General features: G+C 59.8%; 23 protein-coding genes and 2 pseudogenes. 12 read left to right on the top strand and 13 right to left on the bottom strand.

The features are described 5' to 3' along the window. Both RM533_RS12250 and RM533_RS12255 read right to left on the bottom strand, forming a co-directional pair. A complete protein-coding gene (locus tag RM533_RS12250; RefSeq protein ID WP_311341514.1) occupies positions 1-591 on the bottom strand; it encodes a flavodoxin in 591 nt (196 codons plus the stop codon). Positions 592-605: 14 nt separating this feature from the next. Next, positions 606-1589 (bottom strand): aldo/keto reductase, encoded by a 984-nt coding sequence (locus RM533_RS12255; RefSeq protein WP_311341515.1) that lies wholly within the window; start codon positions 1587-1589, stop codon positions 606-608. Positions 1590-1746: 157 nt separating this feature from the next. Here RM533_RS12255 and RM533_RS12260 point away from each other — a divergent pair, with 157 nt between their 5' ends. Beyond that, positions 1747-2640, top strand: coding sequence for a LysR family transcriptional regulator (locus RM533_RS12260; protein ID WP_311341516.1), 894 nt, complete (start codon positions 1747-1749; stop codon positions 2638-2640). A gap of 393 nt (positions 2641-3033) precedes the next feature. Here RM533_RS12260 and RM533_RS12265 read toward each other — a convergent pair whose 3' ends face one another. The 6 genes from RM533_RS12265 to RM533_RS12290 all read right to left on the bottom strand — a co-directional run bounded on the left by RM533_RS12265 (position 3034) and on the right by RM533_RS12290 (position 8581). Continuing rightward, positions 3034-4227, bottom strand: a complete 1194-nt coding sequence (locus tag RM533_RS12265; protein ID WP_311341517.1) for an IS91 family transposase — start codon at positions 4225-4227, stop codon at positions 3034-3036. Positions 4228-4233: 6 nt separating this feature from the next. Continuing rightward, positions 4234-5142: a tyrosine-type recombinase/integrase gene (locus tag RM533_RS12270; RefSeq protein ID WP_196845874.1), complete on the bottom strand. Its 909-nt coding sequence runs from the start codon at positions 5140-5142 to the stop codon at positions 4234-4236. Between the two features lie 150 nt (positions 5143-5292). Next, positions 5293-6996: a relaxase/mobilization nuclease domain-containing protein gene (locus tag RM533_RS12275; protein WP_311341518.1), complete on the bottom strand. Its 1704-nt coding sequence runs from the start codon at positions 6994-6996 to the stop codon at positions 5293-5295. Then, complete coding sequence (locus RM533_RS12280; protein WP_311341519.1) at positions 6993-7295, bottom strand: plasmid mobilization protein; 303 nt, start codon at positions 7293-7295, stop codon at positions 6993-6995. The genes RM533_RS12275 and RM533_RS12280 overlap by 4 nt, the downstream gene beginning before the upstream one ends. Positions 7296-7505: 210 nt before the next feature. After that, positions 7506-8147 (bottom strand): hypothetical protein, encoded by a 642-nt coding sequence (locus RM533_RS12285; RefSeq protein WP_311341520.1) that lies wholly within the window; start codon positions 8145-8147, stop codon positions 7506-7508. Beyond that, positions 8144-8581, bottom strand: a complete 438-nt coding sequence (locus tag RM533_RS12290; RefSeq protein WP_311341521.1) for a hypothetical protein — start codon at positions 8579-8581, stop codon at positions 8144-8146. Before RM533_RS12290 ends, RM533_RS12285 begins: the two co-directional genes overlap by 4 nt. A gap of 398 nt (positions 8582-8979) precedes the next feature. Here RM533_RS12290 and RM533_RS12295 point away from each other — a divergent pair, with 398 nt between their 5' ends. Next, entirely contained in the window at positions 8980-9477 is a 498-nt protein-coding gene (locus RM533_RS12295; protein ID WP_311341522.1) for a hypothetical protein, read from the top strand. A gap of 364 nt (positions 9478-9841) precedes the next feature. Here the strand turns inward: RM533_RS12295 and RM533_RS12300 are convergent, their stop codons facing one another. The 3 genes and pseudogenes from RM533_RS12300 to RM533_RS12310 all read right to left on the bottom strand — a co-directional run. Then, positions 9842-10078 carry a hypothetical protein gene (locus tag RM533_RS12300; RefSeq protein ID WP_311341523.1) on the bottom strand — a complete coding sequence of 79 codons (237 nt, stop codon included), beginning with the start codon at positions 10076-10078 and terminating at the stop codon, positions 9842-9844. 396 nt (positions 10079-10474) lie between these two features. After that, positions 10475-10699 (bottom strand): hypothetical protein, encoded by a 225-nt coding sequence (locus RM533_RS12305; protein ID WP_311341537.1) that lies wholly within the window; start codon positions 10697-10699, stop codon positions 10475-10477. Further along, positions 10683-11030: pseudogene (locus tag RM533_RS12310) on the bottom strand (transposase); the annotation flags it as partial. The gene RM533_RS12305 and the pseudogene RM533_RS12310, both read right to left, overlap by 17 nt. Positions 11031-11296: 266 nt before the next feature. On the opposite strand from RM533_RS12310, the gene RM533_RS12315 reads away from it, so the two are divergent. After that, positions 11297-12124: a M90 family metallopeptidase gene (locus tag RM533_RS12315; RefSeq protein WP_311341524.1), complete on the top strand. Its 828-nt coding sequence runs from the start codon at positions 11297-11299 to the stop codon at positions 12122-12124. Positions 12125-12345: 221 nt separating this feature from the next. On the opposite strand, the gene RM533_RS12320 is transcribed toward RM533_RS12315, so the two are convergent. Beyond that, a complete protein-coding gene (locus RM533_RS12320; protein WP_311341525.1) occupies positions 12346-13245 on the bottom strand; it encodes a LysR family transcriptional regulator in 900 nt (299 codons plus the stop codon). A gap of 95 nt (positions 13246-13340) precedes the next feature. On the opposite strand from RM533_RS12320, the gene RM533_RS12325 reads away from it, so the two are divergent. From RM533_RS12325 to RM533_RS12365, 9 genes are all read left to right on the top strand, one after another. Further along, positions 13341-14069, top strand: coding sequence for a pirin family protein (locus RM533_RS12325; RefSeq protein ID WP_311341526.1), 729 nt, complete (start codon positions 13341-13343; stop codon positions 14067-14069). A 28-nt stretch (positions 14070-14097) separates the two neighbouring features. Beyond that, complete coding sequence (wrbA, locus tag RM533_RS12330) at positions 14098-14697, top strand: NAD(P)H:quinone oxidoreductase (protein ID WP_311341527.1); 600 nt, start codon at positions 14098-14100, stop codon at positions 14695-14697. A gap of 26 nt (positions 14698-14723) precedes the next feature. Beyond that, positions 14724-15131, top strand: a complete 408-nt coding sequence (locus RM533_RS12335) for a DoxX family protein (RefSeq protein ID WP_349254671.1) — start codon at positions 14724-14726, stop codon at positions 15129-15131. A 64-nt stretch (positions 15132-15195) separates the two neighbouring features. Continuing rightward, positions 15196-15822: a glutathione S-transferase family protein gene (locus tag RM533_RS12340; protein WP_311341528.1), complete on the top strand. Its 627-nt coding sequence runs from the start codon at positions 15196-15198 to the stop codon at positions 15820-15822. Then, complete coding sequence (locus RM533_RS12345) at positions 15819-16766, top strand: DUF5996 family protein (RefSeq protein ID WP_311341529.1); 948 nt, start codon at positions 15819-15821, stop codon at positions 16764-16766. Before RM533_RS12340 ends, RM533_RS12345 begins: the two co-directional genes overlap by 4 nt. A gap of 48 nt (positions 16767-16814) precedes the next feature. Beyond that, entirely contained in the window at positions 16815-17777 is a 963-nt protein-coding gene (locus RM533_RS12350; RefSeq protein WP_311341530.1) for a pirin family protein, read from the top strand. A gap of 31 nt (positions 17778-17808) precedes the next feature. Then, a complete protein-coding gene (locus RM533_RS12355) occupies positions 17809-19176 on the top strand; it encodes an NAD-dependent succinate-semialdehyde dehydrogenase (protein ID WP_311341531.1) in 1368 nt (455 codons plus the stop codon). A gap of 19 nt (positions 19177-19195) precedes the next feature. Then, positions 19196-20413, top strand: coding sequence for a bifunctional alpha/beta hydrolase/OsmC family protein (locus tag RM533_RS12360; protein ID WP_311341532.1), 1218 nt, complete (start codon positions 19196-19198; stop codon positions 20411-20413). A gap of 64 nt (positions 20414-20477) precedes the next feature. Next, positions 20478-21050: an NADPH-dependent FMN reductase gene (locus RM533_RS12365; protein WP_311341533.1), complete on the top strand. Its 573-nt coding sequence runs from the start codon at positions 20478-20480 to the stop codon at positions 21048-21050. Positions 21051-21236: 186 nt separating this feature from the next. On the opposite strand, the pseudogene RM533_RS12370 reads toward RM533_RS12365, so the two are convergent. After that, a pseudogene (locus RM533_RS12370) lies at positions 21237-21442 on the bottom strand (IS630 family transposase); the annotation flags it as partial.

The following is a 21442-nucleotide window of genomic DNA, read 5'->3' on the forward strand; positions in this document are numbered from 1 at the left end:
CTAGCGAAGCTGGTTTTCATCGAGCCAGCCGCGGACTTGATTCATTGTGCGGCGCTCCTGGTCCGCCTCCAGGATAAATGGGGCGACGATTGCGGCTCCGGCTGCGCGATCGCCCAGAACGTCTAGACTGCTGCCGGGTCCGTAGCCGCCATGCGTGATGAAGGGCCGCAAGGTCTTGCCCGACAGGTCGTGTGCCGAAAGGAACGAGCGGATGACCGGCGGTGCCGTCTCTCCCCAGATCGGGAAGCCGAGAAACACCGTATCGAATGTAGCAAAATCGGGCACGACTTTCGCAAGCGGCGGTTCGTAATCCCGGTCACGCTCCTGCCGTGCCTGTTCAACGTTCTCTTCGTAGTCGGCGGGATACGGCTGCGCGGGCTGGATTTCGAAAATCGCGGCGTCAAGCGTGCGCTGCAAGGTCTCGGCGATGACGCGGGTGTTCCCAGAACGCGTGAAATAGGCAACCAGAGAGGTCGAGTTCGATGCAGGTGCAGTCCTGCTCTCCTGGGCGCAGGCGGAAGTGGAGATCAGCGAAGCCGCAATCGGAGCGGCGAGGATCGTTCTGCGGGTCATATTGCCGTCATTGCTCACGATGATTTCCTCGCTCAGCGATTGACGAATTGCTGGTGCGACGGCGCATAGCGATCGCCCTGCACATCGATCGAAGCGAGCGCCTCCGAGATGCGACCCAAATCGGCGCTACCGAGCGCGACGTCAGCCGCGCCGAGGTTCTCTTCGAGCCGGTGGAGCTTCGTCGTTCCGGGAATGGGCACGATCCACGGGCGCTGGGCTAGCAGCCAGGCGATGGCGATCTGAGCAGGTGTTGCGCCCTTGTCAGTAGCAATTCGCTCGATCACGGCGACCAGATCCTGGTTCGCCTGCATGGCTTGGGGCGAGAATCGCGGCACGGTCGAGCGGAAGTCATCGCTGCCGAAAGTGGTGTTCGCGTCCATCTTGCCGGTGAGGAAGCCCTTGCCGAGCGGGCTGAACGGCACGAACCCGATCCCAAGCTCCTCGAGCAGCGGAAGGATTTCAGCTTCCGGCTCGCGCCACCACATCGAATATTCGCTTTGCAGCGCGGCAATCGGCTGCACAGCATGCGCGCGGCGAATGGACTCAGGGCCCGCTTCCGAAAGCCCGAAGTGGGCAACCTTGCCCTCCGCAACGAGGTCCTTCACGGCGCCCGCGACATCCTCGATCGGGACCGCGGGATCGACCCGGTGCTGGTAGAAGAGATCGATGCGATCGGTGCCCAGACGCTGGAGCGATTCATCGGCCACCTTCCGGATACGCTCGGGACGGCTGTCGAGCCCGTTCGCGGGAATGCCGTCCCTGAAACCGAACTTGGTGGCGATCACGACTTCATCGCGAATAGGCGTAAGCGCTTCGCCCACGACTTCCTCATTGGTCCCGGGGCCGTATGCCTCAGCCGTATCGAAGAACGTCACGCCGCGCTCGTGCGCGGCGCGGATCAGTTTCACCGCATCATGGCGGTCAGTTGCCGCGCCGTAGCCGAAGCTGAGCCCCATGCAGCCCAGTCCGATTGCCGACACATTCAGTCCGCTCTTGCCAAGTTCGCGCGTCTGCATTCGGGTTCTCCAAAGTTCACTCTCCTGGCTGCCGAGAGGTGGAGCCAGTCATCCTGTGACCAGGGAGATAGCGGATAGCTGGCTAATCGATTAGACTGATATAATCGCTCAAGCTTATGACCTTGAGTCATGAAACCGAATTTAAGAGAGATCAGGCGTGCAGCGTGACGAACTGGGAAACATGGCGCTGTTTGTTGCGGTTGCCGAAGAACGCAGCTTCACCAAGGCGGCTGCCAAACTGGGTATGTCGCAGTCCGCACTCAGTCACGCGATGCGCAGGCTCGAGGAAAAGCTGGGCATCCGCCTATTCAACCGAACCACTCGAAGTGTCGCTCCAACTGAGGCGGGGCAGCGTCTTCTGGATACGGTCGGCCCCGCTCTGGACGATATAGACTCGAGGCTCTCATCGCTTACCGAATTGCGAGACCGACCGGCCGGGACGGTCCGACTTTCCAGTTCTACCTTTGCAGCCAGGACTGTGCTCTGGCCCGTGATCGATAAGCTCACAGCCGAAAACCCGGACATTCACGTCGAGCTCAACGTGGATGATGGATTCGTCGACATCGTAAGCGAAGGTTACGATGCCGGCGTCCGCTCCGGGCAAAGCTTGGCGAAAGACATGATCGCGGCACGTATCGGACCTGCGATGCGAATGGCTGCAGTGGCATCGCCTGAATATTTCAGAGCACGTGGCAAACCGAAGACGCCGCATGACTTGGCCGAGCATACATGCATCAACCTCAAGTTGATCGCCGGCGGAGGAATTTATGCCTGGGAGTTTAGCAAAGAGGGCAACGATCTGCGCGTGAAGGTCAACGGGCACCTTACCTTCAACGATATCGACCTTCTTACCTCAGCTGCAGTTGCAGGGCACGGCATCGCCTTCGTGACAGAAGGACACGTAGCAGATGAACTGCAGCAGGGCGTGCTCGAAAGGGTGCTAGAAGACTGGTGCGAGCCGTTCGATGGCTACTACCTTTACTACCCTAACCGCAGGCAGCACTCCCCGGCATTCAGTGCTCTTCTGAATGCGCTGCGCTTTCGCGAGTAGTTCAGGAAGGAGCCTTAAGTTTAAGCCCTCTTTAGACTGTCTATCGAAGGTCCGGTTTTCGAAAGTAAGCACTGAAAGCAGACTGCCAGCTTCCGTTTAGAGTTTCGGACGCCGCGAGGCGTCGGAAAGTCGACGGTGCCCGAACCCGCGGGCCGCACGCGGTGCGCTATGGGGATTTCGACTTTGCGCTGATCCCGACGGCTGCTGACGGTGCCGATAAGCGGAAGGGTCCGATAGCAGCCGGTCCGATTTTGCGATGACAAAGCAGCCGTAGGACGCCGGTTCGTCCGATTTTGGTGATGCGACTACTGCTTTTGGGCGGGTAATATGCGGACGTCATCGCCGCCGGAAGCGTGGCTGCGGCGGGGTGGAACAGTGTCATGCCGAGCCGGGTCACGGCGCAGGTTGCCCGGATGGAGCGGCTGCGCTCGGCGGACCGCGTGGCGGATGGCAGCGCTGGAAGGTCTCGATGATGACCATGTGCCCGCCGCAGCAAGGGCATGGCGGGTGGGGATCGGGCGGTTCGACGGGCGCCTCATCGACGGCAGGCGGTGCGACCGCGAGCAGCTGGCGGGCGCGTTCGAGACGGGCCTTGCGAGTGCTTCCGGCGAGGAGGCCATAGTGGCGGATGCGGTGGAAGCCACGAGGCAGGCAGTGCAGCAGGAAGCGGCGGATGAACTCGTCGGCGCCGAGCGCCATGATCTGCTGCCGGTCTGGGGCAGAGCGACGATAATCCTTGTAGCGGAACGTTACGCCATCCTCGTCGAAGGAGATGAGCCGACTGTTCGAGATCGCGACCCGGTGGGTGTAGCGCGAGAGATAGGCGAGCACGGCCTCGGGCCCGGCGAACGGCGGCTTGGCATATACCACCCAGCGCTTCTTCCTCACCGGTGACAGATGGCGCAGCAACGCACGGCGGTCGGCCAACTCCGCCAGCTTACCGAAGAAGGCGAGCTTGCCGGCATCGTGAAGCGCCAGCAGCCGGGTCAGGAACAGACGGCGGAACAAAGCGCCCAGCACGCGCACCGGCAGGAGGAAGGCCGGGCGGGACGATATCCATCGGTCCCCGTCCAGCGCGATACCGCCGCCCGGCACGATCATGTGGATGTGCGGATGATGGGTCATGGCCGAGCCCCAGGTGTGGAGCACGGCGGTGATGCCGATGCGCGCACCCAGATGCTTGGGATCGGCAGCGATGGTCAGCATGGTCTGCGAAGCGGTCTTGAACAGCAGGTTGTAGAGCAGAGCCTTGTTGTGGAACGCGATGGCGGCGATCTCGGCGGGCAGCGTGAACACGAGGTGGAAATAGCCGACCGGCAGCAGGTCGGCCTCGCGCGCGGCGAGCCAGGTCCGCGCGGCGGCGCCCTGGCACTTGGGGCAGTGGCGGTTGCGGCAGGAGTTGTAGGCGATCCGCCAATGGCCGCAGTCGGTGCAGGCCTCGACGTGCCCGCCCAGCGCGGCGGTGCGACAGTGCTCGATCGCCGACATGACCTTGAGCTGATGCAGGCTCAGGTGCCCGGCATGGGCGGCCCGATAAGCAGGCCCGGCAGCACGGAAGACGTCGGCAACCTCGAGCGAGGTGCGCACCGGCTCTCAGCCGCTCGGCACCTCGTTATCCGGTGCCGCCAAGGCCAGTCGGTCGAGCGGGCTGACAACTGCCCGCATCGTCTTCGTTGCCACCTTGGTGTAGAAGGCCGTGGTGTTGAGCTTGGCATGGCCGAGCAGTGCCTGAATAACGCGGATATCGACGCCGTCCTCGAGCAGATGCGTCGCAAAACTGTGCCGTAGGGTGTGCGGTCCGACCCGCTTGGCGATATCGGCTGCCTCTGCCGCTTGAACGACGACCCGGTAGAGCTGGCGGGTGCTGATCGGCACCGTCGCGTTCTGACCTGGGAAGAGCCAGCCATCGGCATGAAGCACACCCTGTTGCCGCCCCGCGCGCCACCACTCCCGCAGCAGCACAAGCAGACCTTCGGGCAGCATGGCGTTGCGATAGCGTCCACCCTTGCCGCGTTCGATCCTGAGCAGCATGCGCTTGCTGTCGATATCGCGCACCTTGAGCGCCGAGACCTCGCCGACCCGCAGCCCCGCACCGTAGGCCACCGACAGCGCGGCCTGGTGCTTGAGGCAGGTCGTGGCGTCGAGGAGCCGCTTCACCTCGGGCTGGGTCAGCACAACCGGTATCTTGCGAGCATGAGCGGTGCGGACCAGCTTGCGGGCAAGCCCGGGCCGGTCGAGGGTGTGGGTGAAGAAGAACCGCAGCGCCGCGACAATGCTGTTCATGGTCGGCGCCGGAACGCCGGCTTCCTGCTGTTCGATCTGGAAGCGGCGGATATCCTCGGCGGTCGCGGTGTGGGGCGAGCGCCCCAGCCAGGTCGCGAACCGCCCGACATCGCGCAGATAGTTGCGCTGCGTCTCCGGGCTGAACCGGCGCATGGTCATATCCTCGATCAGCCGCTGGCGCAGCGGGCTGATGGGCGAAACAGGTACAAGATCGTTCATCTCTCGACTCCTCGGTTGAAGGAGCCGGAATGGTCGGCCTTGTTCGATCTACTCGCTACGTTCTTGCTCTGACGTCACCCGCGCCGCCAGCACCCCTCCCGCGAAGCGGGTTCGTGCAGCGGCCCCATCGCAGTCATTCATATTGGCGCGCTAGCGTTCAAAACCTTGATTGAAATGACGTTCAAGCGCGCTTTTGAGCCCGAGTTTCCTGACAGCCGCTTTGGCGTCCGTCGTAGAAACGCGAACAGTCGGCTCCCGCGTCTCGCTTATGGTCGCCGACGTTCGAGAAACATCCTGTTGCGGAATAACGATGATACCAAGGTCTTTCGCGACCTTCTGCGCCCGGAGGATCTCATGCTTCGAGAACCCCGTTCCACTCACGACCTTCGCGCCGCGCATTACAAGCAACCGGAGGGCCTTATGGATTTCTGCCTCCGTTGGACGGCCGATCAAGACGACTCTGTCACCAAAGTCTACGATGCGAGATGCATTACCCGAGAGGCGCTGTGTATATGTTACCTTCGTTCCGACACGGGTAGCCCGGAATGTTTCATCCGGTACCGGCGTGGGGGCATGCCGATGGCTTGCACTGCTCCCCTCCAGAACGAGCGCCCCGCAATTCGCGAATAAAGCAGCCCCGATGTCCGCCGGCTTCACTCCAGACTGCCATTCCTCAAAAGATGGAAAAGCGCACGCCGCTCGCGCGGTTGCGAGGCTATCACGGGCGGAGCCACCCCCGGGAAGAGCAGCGCGCACGTTTTGGCACATCGCATTGAGGCGCTCACGATATTGGGATTTCGCGTGGACATATTTAGGCCATTCGGAGTTACCTTCTTTCGGCGTAGCTGCTTTCGATTGGATTTCAGGTCCATCCTCGGCGTCAACTGGACCGTATCGCTGCTCGAGGGCCCTCGCACCCCACCCCCTGATTACCGACGCTTTGACCTGTTCCTCGTGTTTCCGTCCCCGCTCGTCCTTCATGCTCACAACGTAGGCTGCACCCCTATGAGCTTTGACCAATTTAATACCTTCCCTGGCGAGCTCGGCAAGAAATGAGGCGCGATCAGAATTTCTGGCGATAATGTCAGGAACAACGTCCCGGATTCGATGCTCGGCGGAGACAAATCCGGAAGTCTTCTCTTGCCGCCTTCCCTGCGCCGACAGACCGGCAGGCGGAAAGTAGCGGTCTGGCCATTCGCGCGGATTGTCTGCCGGACCGTGGTCGGCGGAACCGTCTAAGACCAGCCTGCCTTCCACCACCTCCCAGCGCGAATTCTCCTCGCGCTTCCAACCGAAGCGATCATCCATGACCGCCAGTGCCTGTTGCCCTCGAATCTTGTCGTACTTGGGCAATTCAACAACTTCGCCAGTATCAACATCGACGCGAATGATGACGAGATGAAAATGCATGTGGTCCGTATCAGCGTGGACCGCACCAATGACGGGGCAATTACCGACGCCAAGTGCCTCCACAAGAATTTCGACGGCCTCCTCAAAATTTCCGAGAAGGTCGTCACCTTGCTGTACACTCACGATGACATGCTCGACGACACCGTCGCCAGCATCGGCCTCTTCCATTAGGGCTGCCATCTCGGCCGACATTAGTTCCGGGTTGTCGGTCAGGACATTGCGTACGAGCGTTGCCGCAACCTCTTCGTTATGCTCGTCACGCCGGACGTAGCGCAAGAGGTCTTCGTGGTAGCTGTTGATGGCAGTTTCCATCGACGCAAGAGCCAAAGCCTTGAGATCGGCTCGCCAAACATAATGGATCAGCGCGCTTGTCTTCCCGCGCAGGCGCGAGACATCCGTAGCGCGCGAAGCTTCCTGTGACTCGCATTTGTGATAGATCGTCATGACGAGACCTGCTTCGACAACGCCGGCTGGCTCGGCTCGACAATACGAAGAGCGTCGACAAGCAGAGCCTTCGCCTCGGCAGCGCGGTCATCCGGCAGCCCACCAGCGATTGCTTTATGGATCGCCCGGATAGTCTTGCCGATGGCCACGCGCTCTGCGGTCCTATCAGCGGGATCCAGATTCAGTGCGGATCGGCGGACATAATCGCCAACGGACATTGCCCCAGCCTTATCCTTGATGAACCTATATTCCTTTGCGGAAAGCCGGAAGGAAACGACGTTTGGTCTGCTGATAGCCATGCCTACACTCCTGGGGATGCGAAAAGGCGAAGCCTCCGAGCATCGGTTGTGTAAACAACCATCATCCTGCGTACCTTTTGGAGCAATACTGTAATTTCAAGTATTTAATGCGAAACGGCAGGATCCGTTAGGACCCTGCCGTCATCGGATTGGCAATGTGTTGGAAATTGCGTGGCAGCAATCTACCGGACTTTACCGGCAACAATCCGGTCAGGGCCGATCGAGTATCGACCGGATGGTCCGGCTCGTAGGATCGGGGTCGATGAAAGTCTGCAGCCAAGATCCAATCTCGTCGTCATCCCTGTACGTCAGAATGGGTCGCCCTGGTTGATCGAGGAAATCATCAGGTCGACGCATGACGCACGGGAAGCGGTGTTCGGAGCGCAGCTGCATCACGTCGAAGTCGAAGGCGCCAATGGTGTAAACGAACACTCGGCCGATGAGAAATGAGCTATGGTGAGAGCCTGCTCCTCGCTCAAGCGCCCCCTTCTCCATGGTGAACACCCGGAGCCGCAGTCCTGAGATTTTAGCTTCGGTCTGAAAAGCCTCGAGGGTAGGCGCACTGGCCGCCAGGTTGTCCGGATCCACCGGAACGTCGACGAGCAGGACATCGCACAGGTTCGCCACCCGCCCTGCGAGGCCCGCGATGAGCGTTGGAGATATGATGCGGACATCAGAACCCTCGACATAGCGCAGATAACCTCCTTTCGCTTCGATACTGGCTAGAACGGCCGACGAGCCCTCGGTGTCCGCCACTGCTTTTAGCACGCGGATTGGCATCGCCGAGTACACGTCGGCATCGGCGCGGACGTTGAGCACGATCGTATGAAGCTGGGGCTTACCCTTGTTCATAGCACGTCCCCTTCATTGACATCATTATCGTACCGGACCTGACCTGCGCTCGTTTCATGCTCGCCAACTTCCGCATCTGCGGGACTGTCCGCCTTTGCTTCCGGTGTTGCGACGGGGTCCGCTGCGTGATCGGCCAGAATGCTCCACGGCCCCAATTCGGAAGCTATCGCCTTACGGATAGTGTCCGGTTTGTGAGCATCATTCGTCAGTTCGAGGATCAGCAGGACAGCATCTTCCTGCTTATATCCGCGCTCCCGCAGATCTTCGATGATCGGCAGATTATCGAGGACCAGGCGCCTTGCAGTCGTTCGGCGGGATAAGGTTCGCCCCAATCGCTTGCGCGCCTTTTCTATGATTGCGACCGTCTCTTCGATAGACCGCGGCGGATCGTACGGCTCGCCCCGGCACTCCAGGGGCTTCTTTTCATATTTCATCACGATTTTAGACCTTCAACCATACGGCAATCCACCGGATTGCCGTGGAATAGGTCACGCCAAGAACGGGCGATCAGCAGCAATTGCTGCACGAATGTCGCGAATCGATTCGCCATCGAAAACCAGCCCTTGCAACGCCGCGCATGGCGTGACACATGATGGTTCACACGCCCGATTTGGTGCGTGTTCACCGGCGGTTTTCAGGGCCTTCCGGGTGGTCGAAAAAGTGGACTCGCATCCTCTCTCCCCGACCATTTTATCTTTTCCCTTTTTTGTTCAATGACTTGGTTCTCCTTAGGGGCCCTGTGTATGCCAGCTTTGTGAGCCGGTTTTAAGCAGTTGGATTGGGAAGCCCCTCCGCGTAGAACCGCACGGCCGCAGAGGATTAGAACCCGAAAATGATGGACCTTGGTTTTCCTAATCTGACTGAAATGGCGACCCGCTTTTTTCGATTGGCGTCAGACGCGGCCGAAGGAAAGACGCCCACTCCTGAAAACGCCGAGGAATACGACAGAATTCGGCGCTACATGTTTGCCGATTTAGAACTGAGCAACGCGATGCCGCCAATGCTGGACTCCTGCCCGAGACTAGTCACTTTGGTTTATGACTCCCCCTTTGGGAAGGACCGCGACCACCAGCGCCACCAATTGCGCCAGCAGTTCGGTTCGCTGTTTGAATTGGCCTCAAAGCAGAGCGCGCCAATTACCATCCGGAACGAAGGGGAGACGGCAGCCGACCCGGTCCGGCGTTTTTCGCCTGCGGATTGGACTGGGATAATGTCACCCCAAGACCGCGCTTATGCAGCGGCCAGCTTATTGCCCGCGGCCCAGAGGGCTATCGAAGACTTGATGGCTTCGTTGGAACAAGGCGGGCATAACGGGGCCCAATTTAGATGATGCGGCAGAAGCCTTGGCAGACTTGCGCAATCTTCATCGAGCTCTGGGTGAGCTCATCAGCGCATTAGAAAAGGGGGAATTTGAAGATGCACTGGGTAGCGGACTTGCCGCTGAGGCGGTGCGCTGGGCAACGCGAGCTGCGGGACACATTGCTAATGACCCTATGCCGTTCGCCATCGCTACCTTGTTGTTTTCCATCTTCTCCGTTCTAGGATTTCCGGGGGCGGGGAGCCTCGTTTCGCCGCCCTCGCCCTGCACACGAAGAAGTAGTCTAAACGCCTTCATTCGAGCGGAGCGCACCTTAAGCCGCGTATGTCATCACGTAGACAAAGTCGGGGAAGCGGCTCACTCTGCCTCCCTCCCGTCAATCACGGTCTCCCAGCGTCGTGTTGCCCTTCTCAAAAGAGGGGCCTCCCATTTCCAGCCCGTAGGCCCGCAAGTCGTCCACGCGCGGCAGGGTGAGATTGGCGGCCTTGCTGTCGACAAAATAGACGCTGGTGTATTCGCCATGGCTCGGCGTCTTGAGCGCGCCCGGCGTCTGTTCCGCAATCTTCGCGGACGGAACCAGCCACAGGGCTACCGGATATTGAGGCGCATCCATACGATGCCTGTGTGCGATGCCGACAGAGTGGGTGCAGCAGATAATGCTGCGGCGTGCGCGAGGCGCGCGCCATAAGAGTGGCCTCCAACGGTATGCGCGTGGCGAGATCGGACAGAATGTCCGCACGCGTGGTTGTGCGGTCGAAGGCACGGTGGTCGACTGAAAAGCGCGCACCGGTGTTTCTGGACCGGGCAACCGTGAATATCGCGGTTGAACGGATGGCGGACCCTGGGCTTAACTCGCCGCGATTAGGGATAATGGCGAGCGAGCACAACACGTGCGGATGGCGCATGGAGGGATCGGACATGATGAATATTCCTGTTTCTGGAACCAAACAGGCAGCGCCTTCGGGTGGAGACGCCGCCTGCGTAGTGAGGACGGTTGGGGTGCCTGCGCTCAGGCCATGAAGTCGGCGAATGCCTGCGCATCGGTGAACAGGCCGAAGTAACTGGCTTCCCAGTGGGCCGGATCGATCTCGACGGTGCGCATGGCAGCGCGGATGTCATCCCAGGCGCGTTCGACGCCGCGCTCCACCTTCGCGCGCGACGGCACCGCACACGTGATCAGCACACATCGCTTGTCCAGGCGGAAAGCGTAGCGGCGATCTGTGGTGACCAGCACTATCGGCGAGCCCTGCCGCGCCTTCAGGCACTACCCCATCGAGATCGAGACGACAGAACCAGCGACAGGCGAGTTTGAAGTGCACCTCCTCACACAGCCGCCGTTCCGATCGGATGCTCATGCAATAGCCAAATATCAGCATCCGGATCATCAGCTCGGGATCGATCGATGGCCGACCGATCGCGCTGTAGAACGGCTTCAGGTGCTCGCGTATGCCATCGAGATCGACGAACCGATCAATCGACCGCAGCAGGTGATCTGCCGGCACATGATCCTTGATGCGGAAGCTGTAGAAAAGCGCTTCCTGCATCACCGTCCGTTCGCCCATCATCAGCATATCTCCTGCTCTTAAGGATCGCTGAATCAGTAGGTTACCTGATCTGAAAGCGGAGATTTTCAACACAATAGGGTGGCTAGCTGCTGATCAAAGTTCGCATGGCAAAAGGCTACGATCGGGTCGCGAGTGGCTGGTGCGAAATATCTTCAAACCGCCAAGTGGCTCATGCGTGGCGACATGCCCCCATCCTGGCCGATGACCCGAAAACGCCTTGGTCTTGATTTGGTCGCTGATTGCACGACATTTCTCATCACTGACCGATGACATATTCGCCGCTCCTTCTTCTTGGCCTGCTCATCGTCGCGGTCCTTCTTTATCGACGTTCTGCATTGCGGCGGAAGCGGGAACGACTGCTAGCCGCTCCCCTGACTTCAGAACAGCGACGGGTCGTGATGGAGCTGGTGCCAATCGTGCGGCGGCTGCCGGCATCGCTGCGTCTTAAGCTCGAGGGGAAGATGAACGTGTTCCTCGACCAGATCACGTTTCATGGCAACAACGGTCTGGAGGTCACGGATCGGATGAAACTTTCGATCTCGGCACAGGCCTGCCTTCCGGTCATGAACAGTCCGGTCTGGTATGACGCGCTCAGGACCGTATTGATCTATCCCGCTGCATTCCGCGCAAACCGCAATACGCATGATGGTATCGTCGTGCACGAGAATGACATTGGAGCGCTGGGCGAAAGCTGGGAGCGGGGACCGGTGGTTTTATCATGGGATGATGCGCTCCGAGGCGGACTTTACCCGCAAGATGGTCACAACGTGGTTATTCATGAATTTGCGCACCAGCTGGACGCGTTAAGCGGTCGCACCAACGGTGTCCCCATTTTGCGTAGAGGTCAGGCTTTCGCTGGCTGGGAGAAAGCCATGCTGGACGCTTTTCAGGATCATGTAAGACGGGTCGAAAGCGGACGGCCTACGTTGGTGGACGCTTATGGGGCAAGAAACCACCAGGAGTTCTTTGCCGAAGCAATTGTGACCTTTTTCGAAAAGCCTGAGGATCTGCGCGGCGAAGAGCCAGCGCTCTACGCGCAGCTCGCCAGGTTACTGGCGTTGGACCCAGCACAATGGGATGCTACCGAGGCGTAAACGTACGCTCTCATGACTGCCATCTGAGACGCTGGTCGAGTTTACTCCTTCGCCGGTCGCGAGACCAGCAGTTACGTTGATCTTGACGGGTGTGCGCGGACGCCTGAGCGAAAACGATTGATCGCGCTCTAATTCGCTGCGGCAAGGATGCGAACCCCTTCAGCGTCAAATGCGTCGATATCCGCCATGTTGCTAACGATCCTGCTGTGAAATTGGGCTTATTATTGCCTTGTAGACAGATCGTTCCGCAGCCGGTCGATGACGATTTGCACACGGAGCGGGCGCAACCTGCCGGGTGGCGTGATCAGATGAAGGGCGACATCGGGCGGCTTCCAGTTTGTCAGGATCGGCGTGACCGTTCCGTCCTTGAGATCATCCCCGACGATGAAATCCGGCATGATGGCAATGCCAACGCCGCTGCGGACACTTTCGCGCAGGACGTCGCTGTTGTTGGCAAGGATCGGGCCGCGCGGTTCGACAAAATACTCTCCGAGAGTGACATGTTTGAACCGCCAGGCCGTAGGGCGTGGCAACAAGGAGTAGCGCAGGCAGGCGTGCCGGTACAGATCGCTGGGGTGTTCTGGTTCGCCATGCTCTTGCAGATATTCCGGTGAGGCGACAATATGTAGCGCCACATCGCGGATCTTTCGGGCGATCATGCTGCTGTCGGGCAGATCGGCAATCCGCAGCCCTACATCGAAGCCGTCGGCAATCAGATCGGCCTTGCTGTCGCTTAGATGGATGTCGAGTTCGATTTCTGGATAGTCGGCTGCGAAATGAGCAGCGAATTCGCCGAGGCAGCGTAGGCCGAAGCTCATGGGAACGGCCATTCTGACAATTCCCGATGGCGTTGCGCTCCCTTCCCGCGCGCGATCGTCCAACGCTTCCGCGAAGTCGGCAAGCTGCTTTGCGTCGGTGGCAAGATCGACGCCTGAAGTGGTCAGCGATACGGCACGCGAGGTTCTGTGAATCAACATCAAGCCAAGATTGGTTTCCAGACGACCAATTGTCTTCGACACGGTTGCTTTGCCAATTCCCAGCTCCGTGGCTGCTTCGGAAAAGCTTCCAAGCTCCGCCACCTTGGCGAAAACTATCCAGCCTTGCGCGTCCGAGATGCTCATAGAGGAAACGATACGTTGCCGAGGTTTCTATTTCAAGCAGGATAGGTGCCGCCTATCTTGGGGCCAGCATTCAAACGACAGTTGGAAAAACAGCCATGACCTCCACCACCGAGCTTGCCAGGACCGAGTTGCGCCCCTTCGATAGCCTTGGCGGGGCAAACCACGGCTGGCTCGATGCCCATCACCATTTTTCCTTTGCCGGTTACCACGATCCCGCGCGGATGAACTGGGGGCCGCTGCGCGTCTGGAACGACGATCTGATCGCGCCCAGGACCGGCTTCCCGCCGCATTCCCATTCCGACATGGAGATCATCACCTATGTACGCACAGGCGCAATCACCCACAAGGACAGCATGGGCAACGAAGGCCGCACCGAAGCAGGCGATGTGCAGGTGATGAGTGCCGGAACTGGCGTACAGCATTCCGAATACAACATGGAAGACGAAGAAACGCGCATCTTCCAGATCTGGATCATGCCGCGCGAACGCGGCGGTGCACCGGGCTGGGGCGCAAAGCCGTTCCCCAAAGGCGACCGTTCCGGCAAATTGCAGGTTCTGGCATCCGGTTATGAAGATGACGACGCATTGCCGATTCGGGCAGATGCGCGGGTCCATGGCGCAACCTTGAAAGCGGGTGAGAGCATCACGCACCAGGTTGCGGAAAACAACCGCGCCTATCTGGTCCCCGCGCGGGGGCAGATCACCGTCAACGGTACCACGGTAAATGCCCGCGACGGGATCGCCATCAAGGAAGGAGTCGTCGAGATCACGGCAACAGAAGACAGCGAATTCGTGCTTGTCGATGCTTTCGGCCTCATTCACTAAATTCATACGAACGCAAGGAACGTAAACAATGACAAAAGTTCTGGTGCTGTATCATTCCACCTACGGCGATGTTGAAACACTGGCGCATGCAGTGGCAGAAGGCGCGCGCGGCGAGAATGTCGATGTGGTGGTCAAGCGCGTTCCTGAAACTGTGCCTGAAGAGGTTGCCAAGGCTTCGGGCTACAAGCTCGATCAAAAAGCGCCCATCGCGACGGTCGACGAACTTGTCGATTATGACGCGATCGTCGTCGGAGTGGGCACGCGCTATGGCCGGATGGCCAGCCAGATGGCAGCGTTCTGGGACCAGACAGGGAGTTTGTGGGCGCAGGGCAAGCTGATCGGCAAGGTTGGCGCGTCTTTTACCTCCACCGCGACGCAACATGGCGGACAGGAAACGACGCAGTTCTCAATTCTGACCAACCTGCTTCACATGGGCATGACCATCGTCGGGCTGGACTATGGCTTCCAGGAGCAGATGGACAACAGCAGCGTGCGCGGCGGGTCGCCATATGGTGCATCGACCATTGCCGGCGGCGACGGCAGCCTGCAACCGACCGATCCAGATCTCGCCGGTGCCCGTTATCTCGGCGCGAAAGTCGCCCGCACTGCAAGCAAGCTAAGCGCGTAAGAAGAACGCGAACTCAGGGACACAGCATGATGAACAATGAAACGCTGACCGCCCGCGCGCCAATCACGTTGAGCATTCTTCGGATCATGTCCGGCCTGCTCTTCCTGTCCTACGGAACGCAAAAGGTTCTGAGCTTTCCGGCAGGCGAACGCGCCGGCTCCGCCCTTTCCCTTGATGGACCGGGCGCCTATTCCGGGTTCATCGAGCTTGTGACGGGCGCGTTGATCGCGCTGGGGCTGTTTACCCGGCCCGCCGCGTTTCTTGCTTCGGGCACGATGGCAGCAGCCTATTTCATCGGTCATGCGCCTCAGGGCTTCTTCCCGGTGAACAATGGCGGCGCCGGAGCGATCCTGTTCTGCTTCGTCTTTCTATATTTCGTGTTCGCCGGCGCCGGACCGATCAGTGTCGACCATGCACGCAGAACGACACCATAAGGGAACGCACTGCCGCTAGCCCCGTAATATTAAAAAGACGTCCATTCCCGAAAGGAAAATATCCATGCTCACACTTTACACCATGCCGGGCACCTGCTCGCTGGCGCCGAACATTGCGATTGCCTGGCTCGACGCTCCGGTTGACATCAAGAACATGGCCTATGGCGACCACAAGAAGGACGCCTATCTTAAAATCAATCCCAAGGGCAAAGTACCCGCGGTGAAGTTCGACGATGGCGATGTGCTGACCGAAGCATCGGCGATCCTGTCGTGGCTTGGCGCGAGCTACGGCAATGGTGAATATGCCCGTGACACGAAGCTGGGGCGCAAGGAGGCTGAAGCGCTGTCATACATGACGTCCGAGGTCCATGCGACCTATGGCGGCCATTTCGGCACAGCGAATTTTGCCGGCACCGACAGCGCACAGGATGAAGTCAAGAAGAAGACTTACGAAAAACTGAGCGGACAGTACCAGCGGCTGAATGATAATCTGAAGGATAGCGGGGGCGACTTCTATCTGGGCAAGCGATCGTTCGCGGATACATTTCTTTATGTGCTGACTCGCTGGATAGAGCAGACCCCCCTGAACCTTGCCGACTATCCTGCGCTGAAAAGCTTTCGTGCGAAGATGGAAGCCGATGAAGGCGTACAAAAAGCACTGAAGCGTCAGGACATGGAGCCATTGGGGTGAGCGACCGACCTGGCAACTGGCCCGCGATACCTTATTCTCAATGGAAGGAGACCTGCACAAGTCTCCATCTATGGACCCAGATCGTGGGCAAGTACCGGGTCGCGCATGTTCCGTGGCGGAACCATAGCTGGCACGTTACGCTGCACGTCACCTCCCGTGGGCTGACTACCGGCCCTGTATTCGACGGTGATAACCCGATCACGCTGACATTCGATTTCAAGGACCATCGGCTGGTCGGGGAAACGCCGGATGCGGTCAAGAGCTTTGCACTTGAACCTATGAGCGTGGCAGAATTCCACAAGCGTACCGGCGATCTTGTTGCCAGTCTTGGCGGCAATATGGATATTCACGGCGCGCCGAACGAAGTGCCCGATGCGGTGCCTTTCGCCGACGATACTGACGAGCGGCCTTACGATGGCGATGCGGTCCGCCGGTTTCACCGCGCGATGCTCAGCATCACCAAGGTGTTGGACAAGTTCAGCACGAGCTTTCTTGGCAAGATCTCCCCGGTGCATTTCTTCTGGGGTTCGTTCGACCTTGCGGTGACGCGGTTCTCCGGACGCAAGGCACCGCGCCACCCGGGCGGTGTGCCCAACCTGCCTGACGATGTTGCGCAGGAGGCATACAGTCACGAGGTATCTTCCGCCGGGTTCTGGCCGGGCGGCGGCGGGGTGGACGAGGCGATGTTCTATTCCTACGCCTACCCCGCTCCCGACGGTTTTGAAAAGCAGAGCGTATCGCCCGAAGCCGCGCGGTTCGATGACAAGCTGGGGGAGTTCGTCCTGCCTTATCAGGCGGTGCGGACCAGCAGCGACCCCGAAGGCGATTTGCTCAGCTTCCTGCAGACGACCTACGCAGCGGCGGCCGAAGGCGCAGACTGGGACCGGGAAGCGCTGGAATGCGAACTCGGCGAACCATCGGTTCCGCGCACGATAGACAACTGACGCAGGTCCACAGGACATCAGACAAGACAGGTTTCAAAAGGATCAATCATGAGCACCACGACGGCTCGCGACCAAGGCGAATGTATCGAAGCGGACAATGCGACGATCGACATGACCATCGATCCCAAGGTGGTCGATCTTGGCGAAATGGAGGTGCGCCGTGCCCTCCCATCGATCAGGCGGCAAATGATCGGGCCGTTCATCTTTTTCGACGAGATGGGTCCGGCCGCCTTTTCACCCGGTGAAGGCATCAACGTCCGCCCTCACCCACACATCAACCTCGCCACCCTCACCTATTTGTTCGAAGGGGAAATCCTGCACCGCGACAGCCTGGGGACCGAGCAGGCGATCGAACCGGGCGCGGTGAACTGGATGAAAGCCGGGCGAGGTATCGTCCATTCCGAACGCACCCGGCATGAACTGAAGGAGAGCGGGCAAAGGCTGCACGGTATCCAGACCTGGATGGCGCTGCCCGTGGATGCCGAGGAGAGCGAGCCTGAGTTCACGCATCTGGAAGCGGACGCGCTGCCCGTTCACGAGGCGGACGGCGTCTGGATGCGCCTGATTGCCGGTCGGGCCTTTGGCCTGCAATCGCCTCTCCAGACCGCTTCTGAAACCTTTTATGCCGACGTGAAGCTTCAAGCCGGACAATCGTCTGAACTGGACTTCATTGCGGAGGAACGCGGTCTTTATACCGTTGAAGGCGAGATCCAGATTGCCGGCGAGACATTCTCGCCAGGTCAGCTGCTGGTCCTGAAGGACGGTGAAAAGGTGGCGGTGACTGCCCGGTCGGACGCGCGTTTCATGCTGCTGGGCGGTGCGTCGATGGGTGATAACCGGTATATCTGGTGGAACTTCGTTTCCTCGAGCCGCGAACGGATCGAACAGGCCAAGCAAGACTGGACCGAAGGCCGGTTTGACACCGTGCCAGGCGACGACAAGGAATTCATTCCCCTGCCGACGGACCGGGGCAAGCCGCGCAAGGCGGCCGGCGCCGTTGCCTACCCCTGACCGCACCCGTTTTATCAAACCAAGGATCACCATGATCATCACCGTCAATCCCGCAACCGGCGAACAGCTTGAAAGTTATCCCGAACTGACCGGGGACGAGATCGACGCGAGGCTCGACAAAGCGCAAGCAGCCTATCAGGACTGGCGCAAGACCGCCTTGGGCGAACGCACCGAACTGCTCTCCAACCTTGCGCAGACATACGAAGCGAACAAGGACAAACTTGCCCGCATGTGCTTGGCCGAGATGGGCAAGACCTACGCCTCCGCCATTGCCGAGGTGGAGAAATGCGCCGCTCTGTTCCGCCACCTTGCGCAAGACGGCCCTGCCATGCTGGAACCCGAACGCTGGTCCCTTGGCGACGGGAAGATCGCCGAAGGTCGCTGGCTGCCGCAAGGGCCGGTGCTGGCGGTCATGCCGTGGAACTTTCCCTACTGGCAGGTCGCGCGTTTTCTGGCGCCGACCATTCTTGCCGGGAATGTCGCCCTGTTGAAACACGCCAGCTCCGTGCAGGGCGTGGCGCGGCTGATGGAAGAGATGCTGATCGAAGCGGGCGGTCCCGCTGGCCTGTTCCAGAACCTGTCGATCAAATCGGACAAGGTGCACGCCATCATTGCCGATGATCGCGTAGTGGCGGTAACGCTGACGGGCAGCGAAGGCGCAGGTCGGGCGGTCGCCGAACAGGCGGGGCGCTACCTCAAGAAAGTCGTGCTCGAACTGGGCGGTTCGGACCCGTTCATCGTCATGCCTTCCGCCGATCTCGACGCAGCCGTCGCGCAGGCCGTCAAGGCCCGCATCCAGAATACCGGCCAATCCTGCATTTGCGGCAAGCGCATGATCGTCCACACCGACATCTACGACGCATTCATGCAAAAGTTTTCGGATGCCATGCGTGCGGTGAAGGCCGGCGATCCGATGGACGAGACAACCGACATGGGCCCGCTATCGAGCTTCGAACAGCGGCAGACCGTGCTTGACCAGCTGGCACTGGCGAAGGAACACGGCGCAAAACTGGATTTCGGCGGCGAAGCGCTGGATCGCGAGGGGGCATATATGTCGGCAGGCATTCTGACCGGTGTCGACCCCGATGGACCATTCGCATCGGAAGAACTGTTCGGACCTGTCGCCATGGTGTTTCGTGCCCGGAATATCGACGATGCGATCCGTATTGCCAATGCGATACCGTTCGGCCTCGGTTCGTCCGTCTGGACCAGTGACGACGGCGAGCGCGAACGCTTCATCCGCGATATCGAAGCGGGCATGACGGCAGTCAACCAGATGCTCGCCTCAGCGCCCGAAGCGCCGTTCGGCGGCATAAAGCGATCGGGCCACGGACGCGAATTGTCCCGGCACGGGCTGCATGAGTTCATGAACCTCAAAACCGTCATGCTGCCAGCTTGAAGCGGCGAAAGGGCACACGATGCCGAACGTAGTGACGGACCGGTTCCGGTTCGCGAACCGTCATGGTCATGAACTGGACGCGCGGCTCGAATTGCCCGTCGGCGGACCGGCACCGGCGACTGCACTGTTCGCGCATTGCTTCACCTGCACGAAAGACAGTCACGCCGCCCGCCGGATCACCGCGGCGCTGGCCGCACGCGGGTTCGCCGTGCTGCGCTTCGATTTTACCGGCCTGGGCGATAGCGACGGAGAGTTCGCCAATAGCGGCTTCGTCGCCAATGTAGAGGATCTGGTTTCTGCCGCCGATCATTTGCGTGAACAGGGCATGGCCCCATCGCTGTTGATCGGGCACAGCCTGGGCGGCGCGGCCGTTATCGCGGCCGCCGAGGCCATTCCGGAAGTCAGCGCGGTGGCCACCATTGGCGCGCCGTACGAAGTCCACCATGTATTGCACCAGCTAGGGAACGCTCCCGACACATTGAAAGATGAGGCTGAAGTGGAAGTCACCATCGGCGGTCGGCCGTTCAAAATCGGACGAGAATTTGTCAATCAGGCGCTTGGCCAGCCACAGGCAGAACGGCTGCACCGTCTTGATGCGGCGCTGCTGGTCATGCACGCGCCAAGTGATGCAATCGTCGGGATCGAAAACGCCACCGATATATTCATCGCGGCAAAGCACCCCAAATCCTTCGTCTCACTGAACGACGCCGATCATCTTTTGCTGAAGGATGGTGCCGCCAGTTACGCGGCGCATGTCATTACTGCCTGGGCGGAACCCTACGTCCCCGTCATGGCCAAGAGTGACGAACCGCTCGAAGAAGGTTTGGTATCGGTCGAGACAGCAGGCGGGAAATTCGCGCAGATCGTCCGTACTGCCGCACATGAATTTGTGGCCGACGAACCGCTTTCGATCGGCGGGACCGATCTCGGGCCGACGCCCTACGACCTGCTGCTCGCGGGGCTGGGCGCGTGCACATCGATGACGATCAGGATGTATGCCGACCGCAAGAAGCTAGCGCTCGATTCCGTAAAGGTCGTGCTTGAACACGGGCGCGAACATGCGGCGGACTGTAGCAACCCGGGCGTTAGCCGCCGCATTGACGTTATCGACCGGACGATCGAACTACGCGGAGATTTGTCCGCCGAACAGCGGGAAAAGCTGCTCACAATTGCCGAGAAATGCCCCGTGCACCGCACTCTTGAAAACCGCATCGAAGTGCGGACTATCGCTGTCTGAGCCATCATATCGACCGATCAATCGCGCCGGGCAACATGCACTATCTTCACAGGAACAACACTCCATGACCAGGATTCTCGCTTTGTCCGGTAGCTTGCGCAAGGGCTCCTACAACACCGCCCTACTCCGCGCGGCGCAGGGCCTCATGCCCGATGGCGCGGAGCTGATTGAGGGAAGTATTGCTGGCATCCCCCTCTACAATGGCGACGAGGAAGAGGAGCACGGCCTGCCGGAAACAGTCGTCGAACTGAAAGAGCAGATCGCGGCAGCAAACGGGCTGTTGTTGGTCACCCCGGAATACAACAACTCGATTCCCGGCGTGTTCAAGAACGCGATTGACTGGACCACGCGTCCGTCCAGTGACATCGGACGCGTGTATGGCGGCCGACCGGTGGCCTTGATGGGCGCGACGCTAGGCGGTTTTGGAACCCTCCTGTCGCAGGATGCCTGGCTCAGCGTCCTGCGCACCTTAGGCACCCGTCCCTGGTTTGAAGGTCGCCTTCACGTAGCACGTGCACACAAGGTATTCGATGACAGTGGCGCCATGACGGATGAAGATATGAAAAAACGCCTGAAAGACTTCATGGCCGGTTTCGTCAGTTTTGCCGACAATTGCATCGCCAGCTCCAGCCAGTAATCTTTCGTCATGAGCAGGGCGACCGGTGATATTGGTGGTTCCAAGGCGATCGGGTCGAGTATTGTGCAAGGGCTGACGGCAACGGCTACCTATTCGATGTCCAGGGTTATCACGACGGCGACCTCGACAAGTTCTGGTTTAAATCGGAACGCGAGGGCGGTTTCGTCGAGGAGATCGAGGGCATCGCACCAAGGCAAGGTTGGGCAGTGAAAGACAACGGCCGGCAATATCACGGATTTTGTGGACGAACAGCGGGTCGCCAGAAAGCCTGAACGTCTCCGAGCGGTGTGGCTGCAACTCGAATGCCGCCCAGATCCGCCGGATCGTAGTATGGGAGAACCCTGTCGCGCCCGCCATCGAGCGGATCGACCAGTGGGTCGCGTCATCAGGCT

The organism is Croceicoccus esteveae (genome assembly GCF_031846435.1).
Taxonomy (GTDB): Bacteria; Pseudomonadota; Alphaproteobacteria; order Sphingomonadales; family Sphingomonadaceae; genus Croceicoccus; species Croceicoccus esteveae.

Coding starts and splice junctions, on each gene's coding strand:
- RM533_RS12255 (WP_311341515.1), bottom strand. CDS start 1,589: ATGCAGACGCGCGAACTTGGCAAGAGCGGACTGAATGTGTCGGCAATC.
- RM533_RS12270 (WP_196845874.1), bottom strand. CDS start 5,142: ATGAACGATCTTGTACCTGTTTCGCCCATCAGCCCGCTGCGCCAGCGG.
- RM533_RS12275 (WP_311341518.1), bottom strand. CDS start 6,996: ATGACGATCTATCACAAATGCGAGTCACAGGAAGCTTCGCGCGCTACG.
- RM533_RS12280 (WP_311341519.1), bottom strand. CDS start 7,295: ATGGCTATCAGCAGACCAAACGTCGTTTCCTTCCGGCTTTCCGCAAAG.
- RM533_RS12285 (WP_311341520.1), bottom strand. CDS start 8,147: ATGAACAAGGGTAAGCCCCAGCTTCATACGATCGTGCTCAACGTCCGC.
- RM533_RS12290 (WP_311341521.1), bottom strand. CDS start 8,581: ATGAAATATGAAAAGAAGCCCCTGGAGTGCCGGGGCGAGCCGTACGAT.
- RM533_RS12295 (WP_311341522.1), top strand. CDS start 8,980: ATGATGGACCTTGGTTTTCCTAATCTGACTGAAATGGCGACCCGCTTT.
- RM533_RS12300 (WP_311341523.1), bottom strand. CDS start 10,078: ATGGATGCGCCTCAATATCCGGTAGCCCTGTGGCTGGTTCCGTCCGCG.
- RM533_RS12315 (WP_311341524.1), top strand. CDS start 11,297: ATGACATATTCGCCGCTCCTTCTTCTTGGCCTGCTCATCGTCGCGGTC.
- RM533_RS12320 (WP_311341525.1), bottom strand. CDS start 13,245: ATGAGCATCTCGGACGCGCAAGGCTGGATAGTTTTCGCCAAGGTGGCG.
- RM533_RS12325 (WP_311341526.1), top strand. CDS start 13,341: ATGACCTCCACCACCGAGCTTGCCAGGACCGAGTTGCGCCCCTTCGAT.
- wrbA (WP_311341527.1), top strand. CDS start 14,098: ATGACAAAAGTTCTGGTGCTGTATCATTCCACCTACGGCGATGTTGAA.
- RM533_RS12335 (WP_349254671.1), top strand. CDS start 14,724: ATGATGAACAATGAAACGCTGACCGCCCGCGCGCCAATCACGTTGAGC.
- RM533_RS12340 (WP_311341528.1), top strand. CDS start 15,196: ATGCTCACACTTTACACCATGCCGGGCACCTGCTCGCTGGCGCCGAAC.
- RM533_RS12350 (WP_311341530.1), top strand. CDS start 16,815: ATGAGCACCACGACGGCTCGCGACCAAGGCGAATGTATCGAAGCGGAC.
- RM533_RS12355 (WP_311341531.1), top strand. CDS start 17,809: ATGATCATCACCGTCAATCCCGCAACCGGCGAACAGCTTGAAAGTTAT.
- RM533_RS12360 (WP_311341532.1), top strand. CDS start 19,196: ATGCCGAACGTAGTGACGGACCGGTTCCGGTTCGCGAACCGTCATGGT.
- RM533_RS12365 (WP_311341533.1), top strand. CDS start 20,478: ATGACCAGGATTCTCGCTTTGTCCGGTAGCTTGCGCAAGGGCTCCTAC.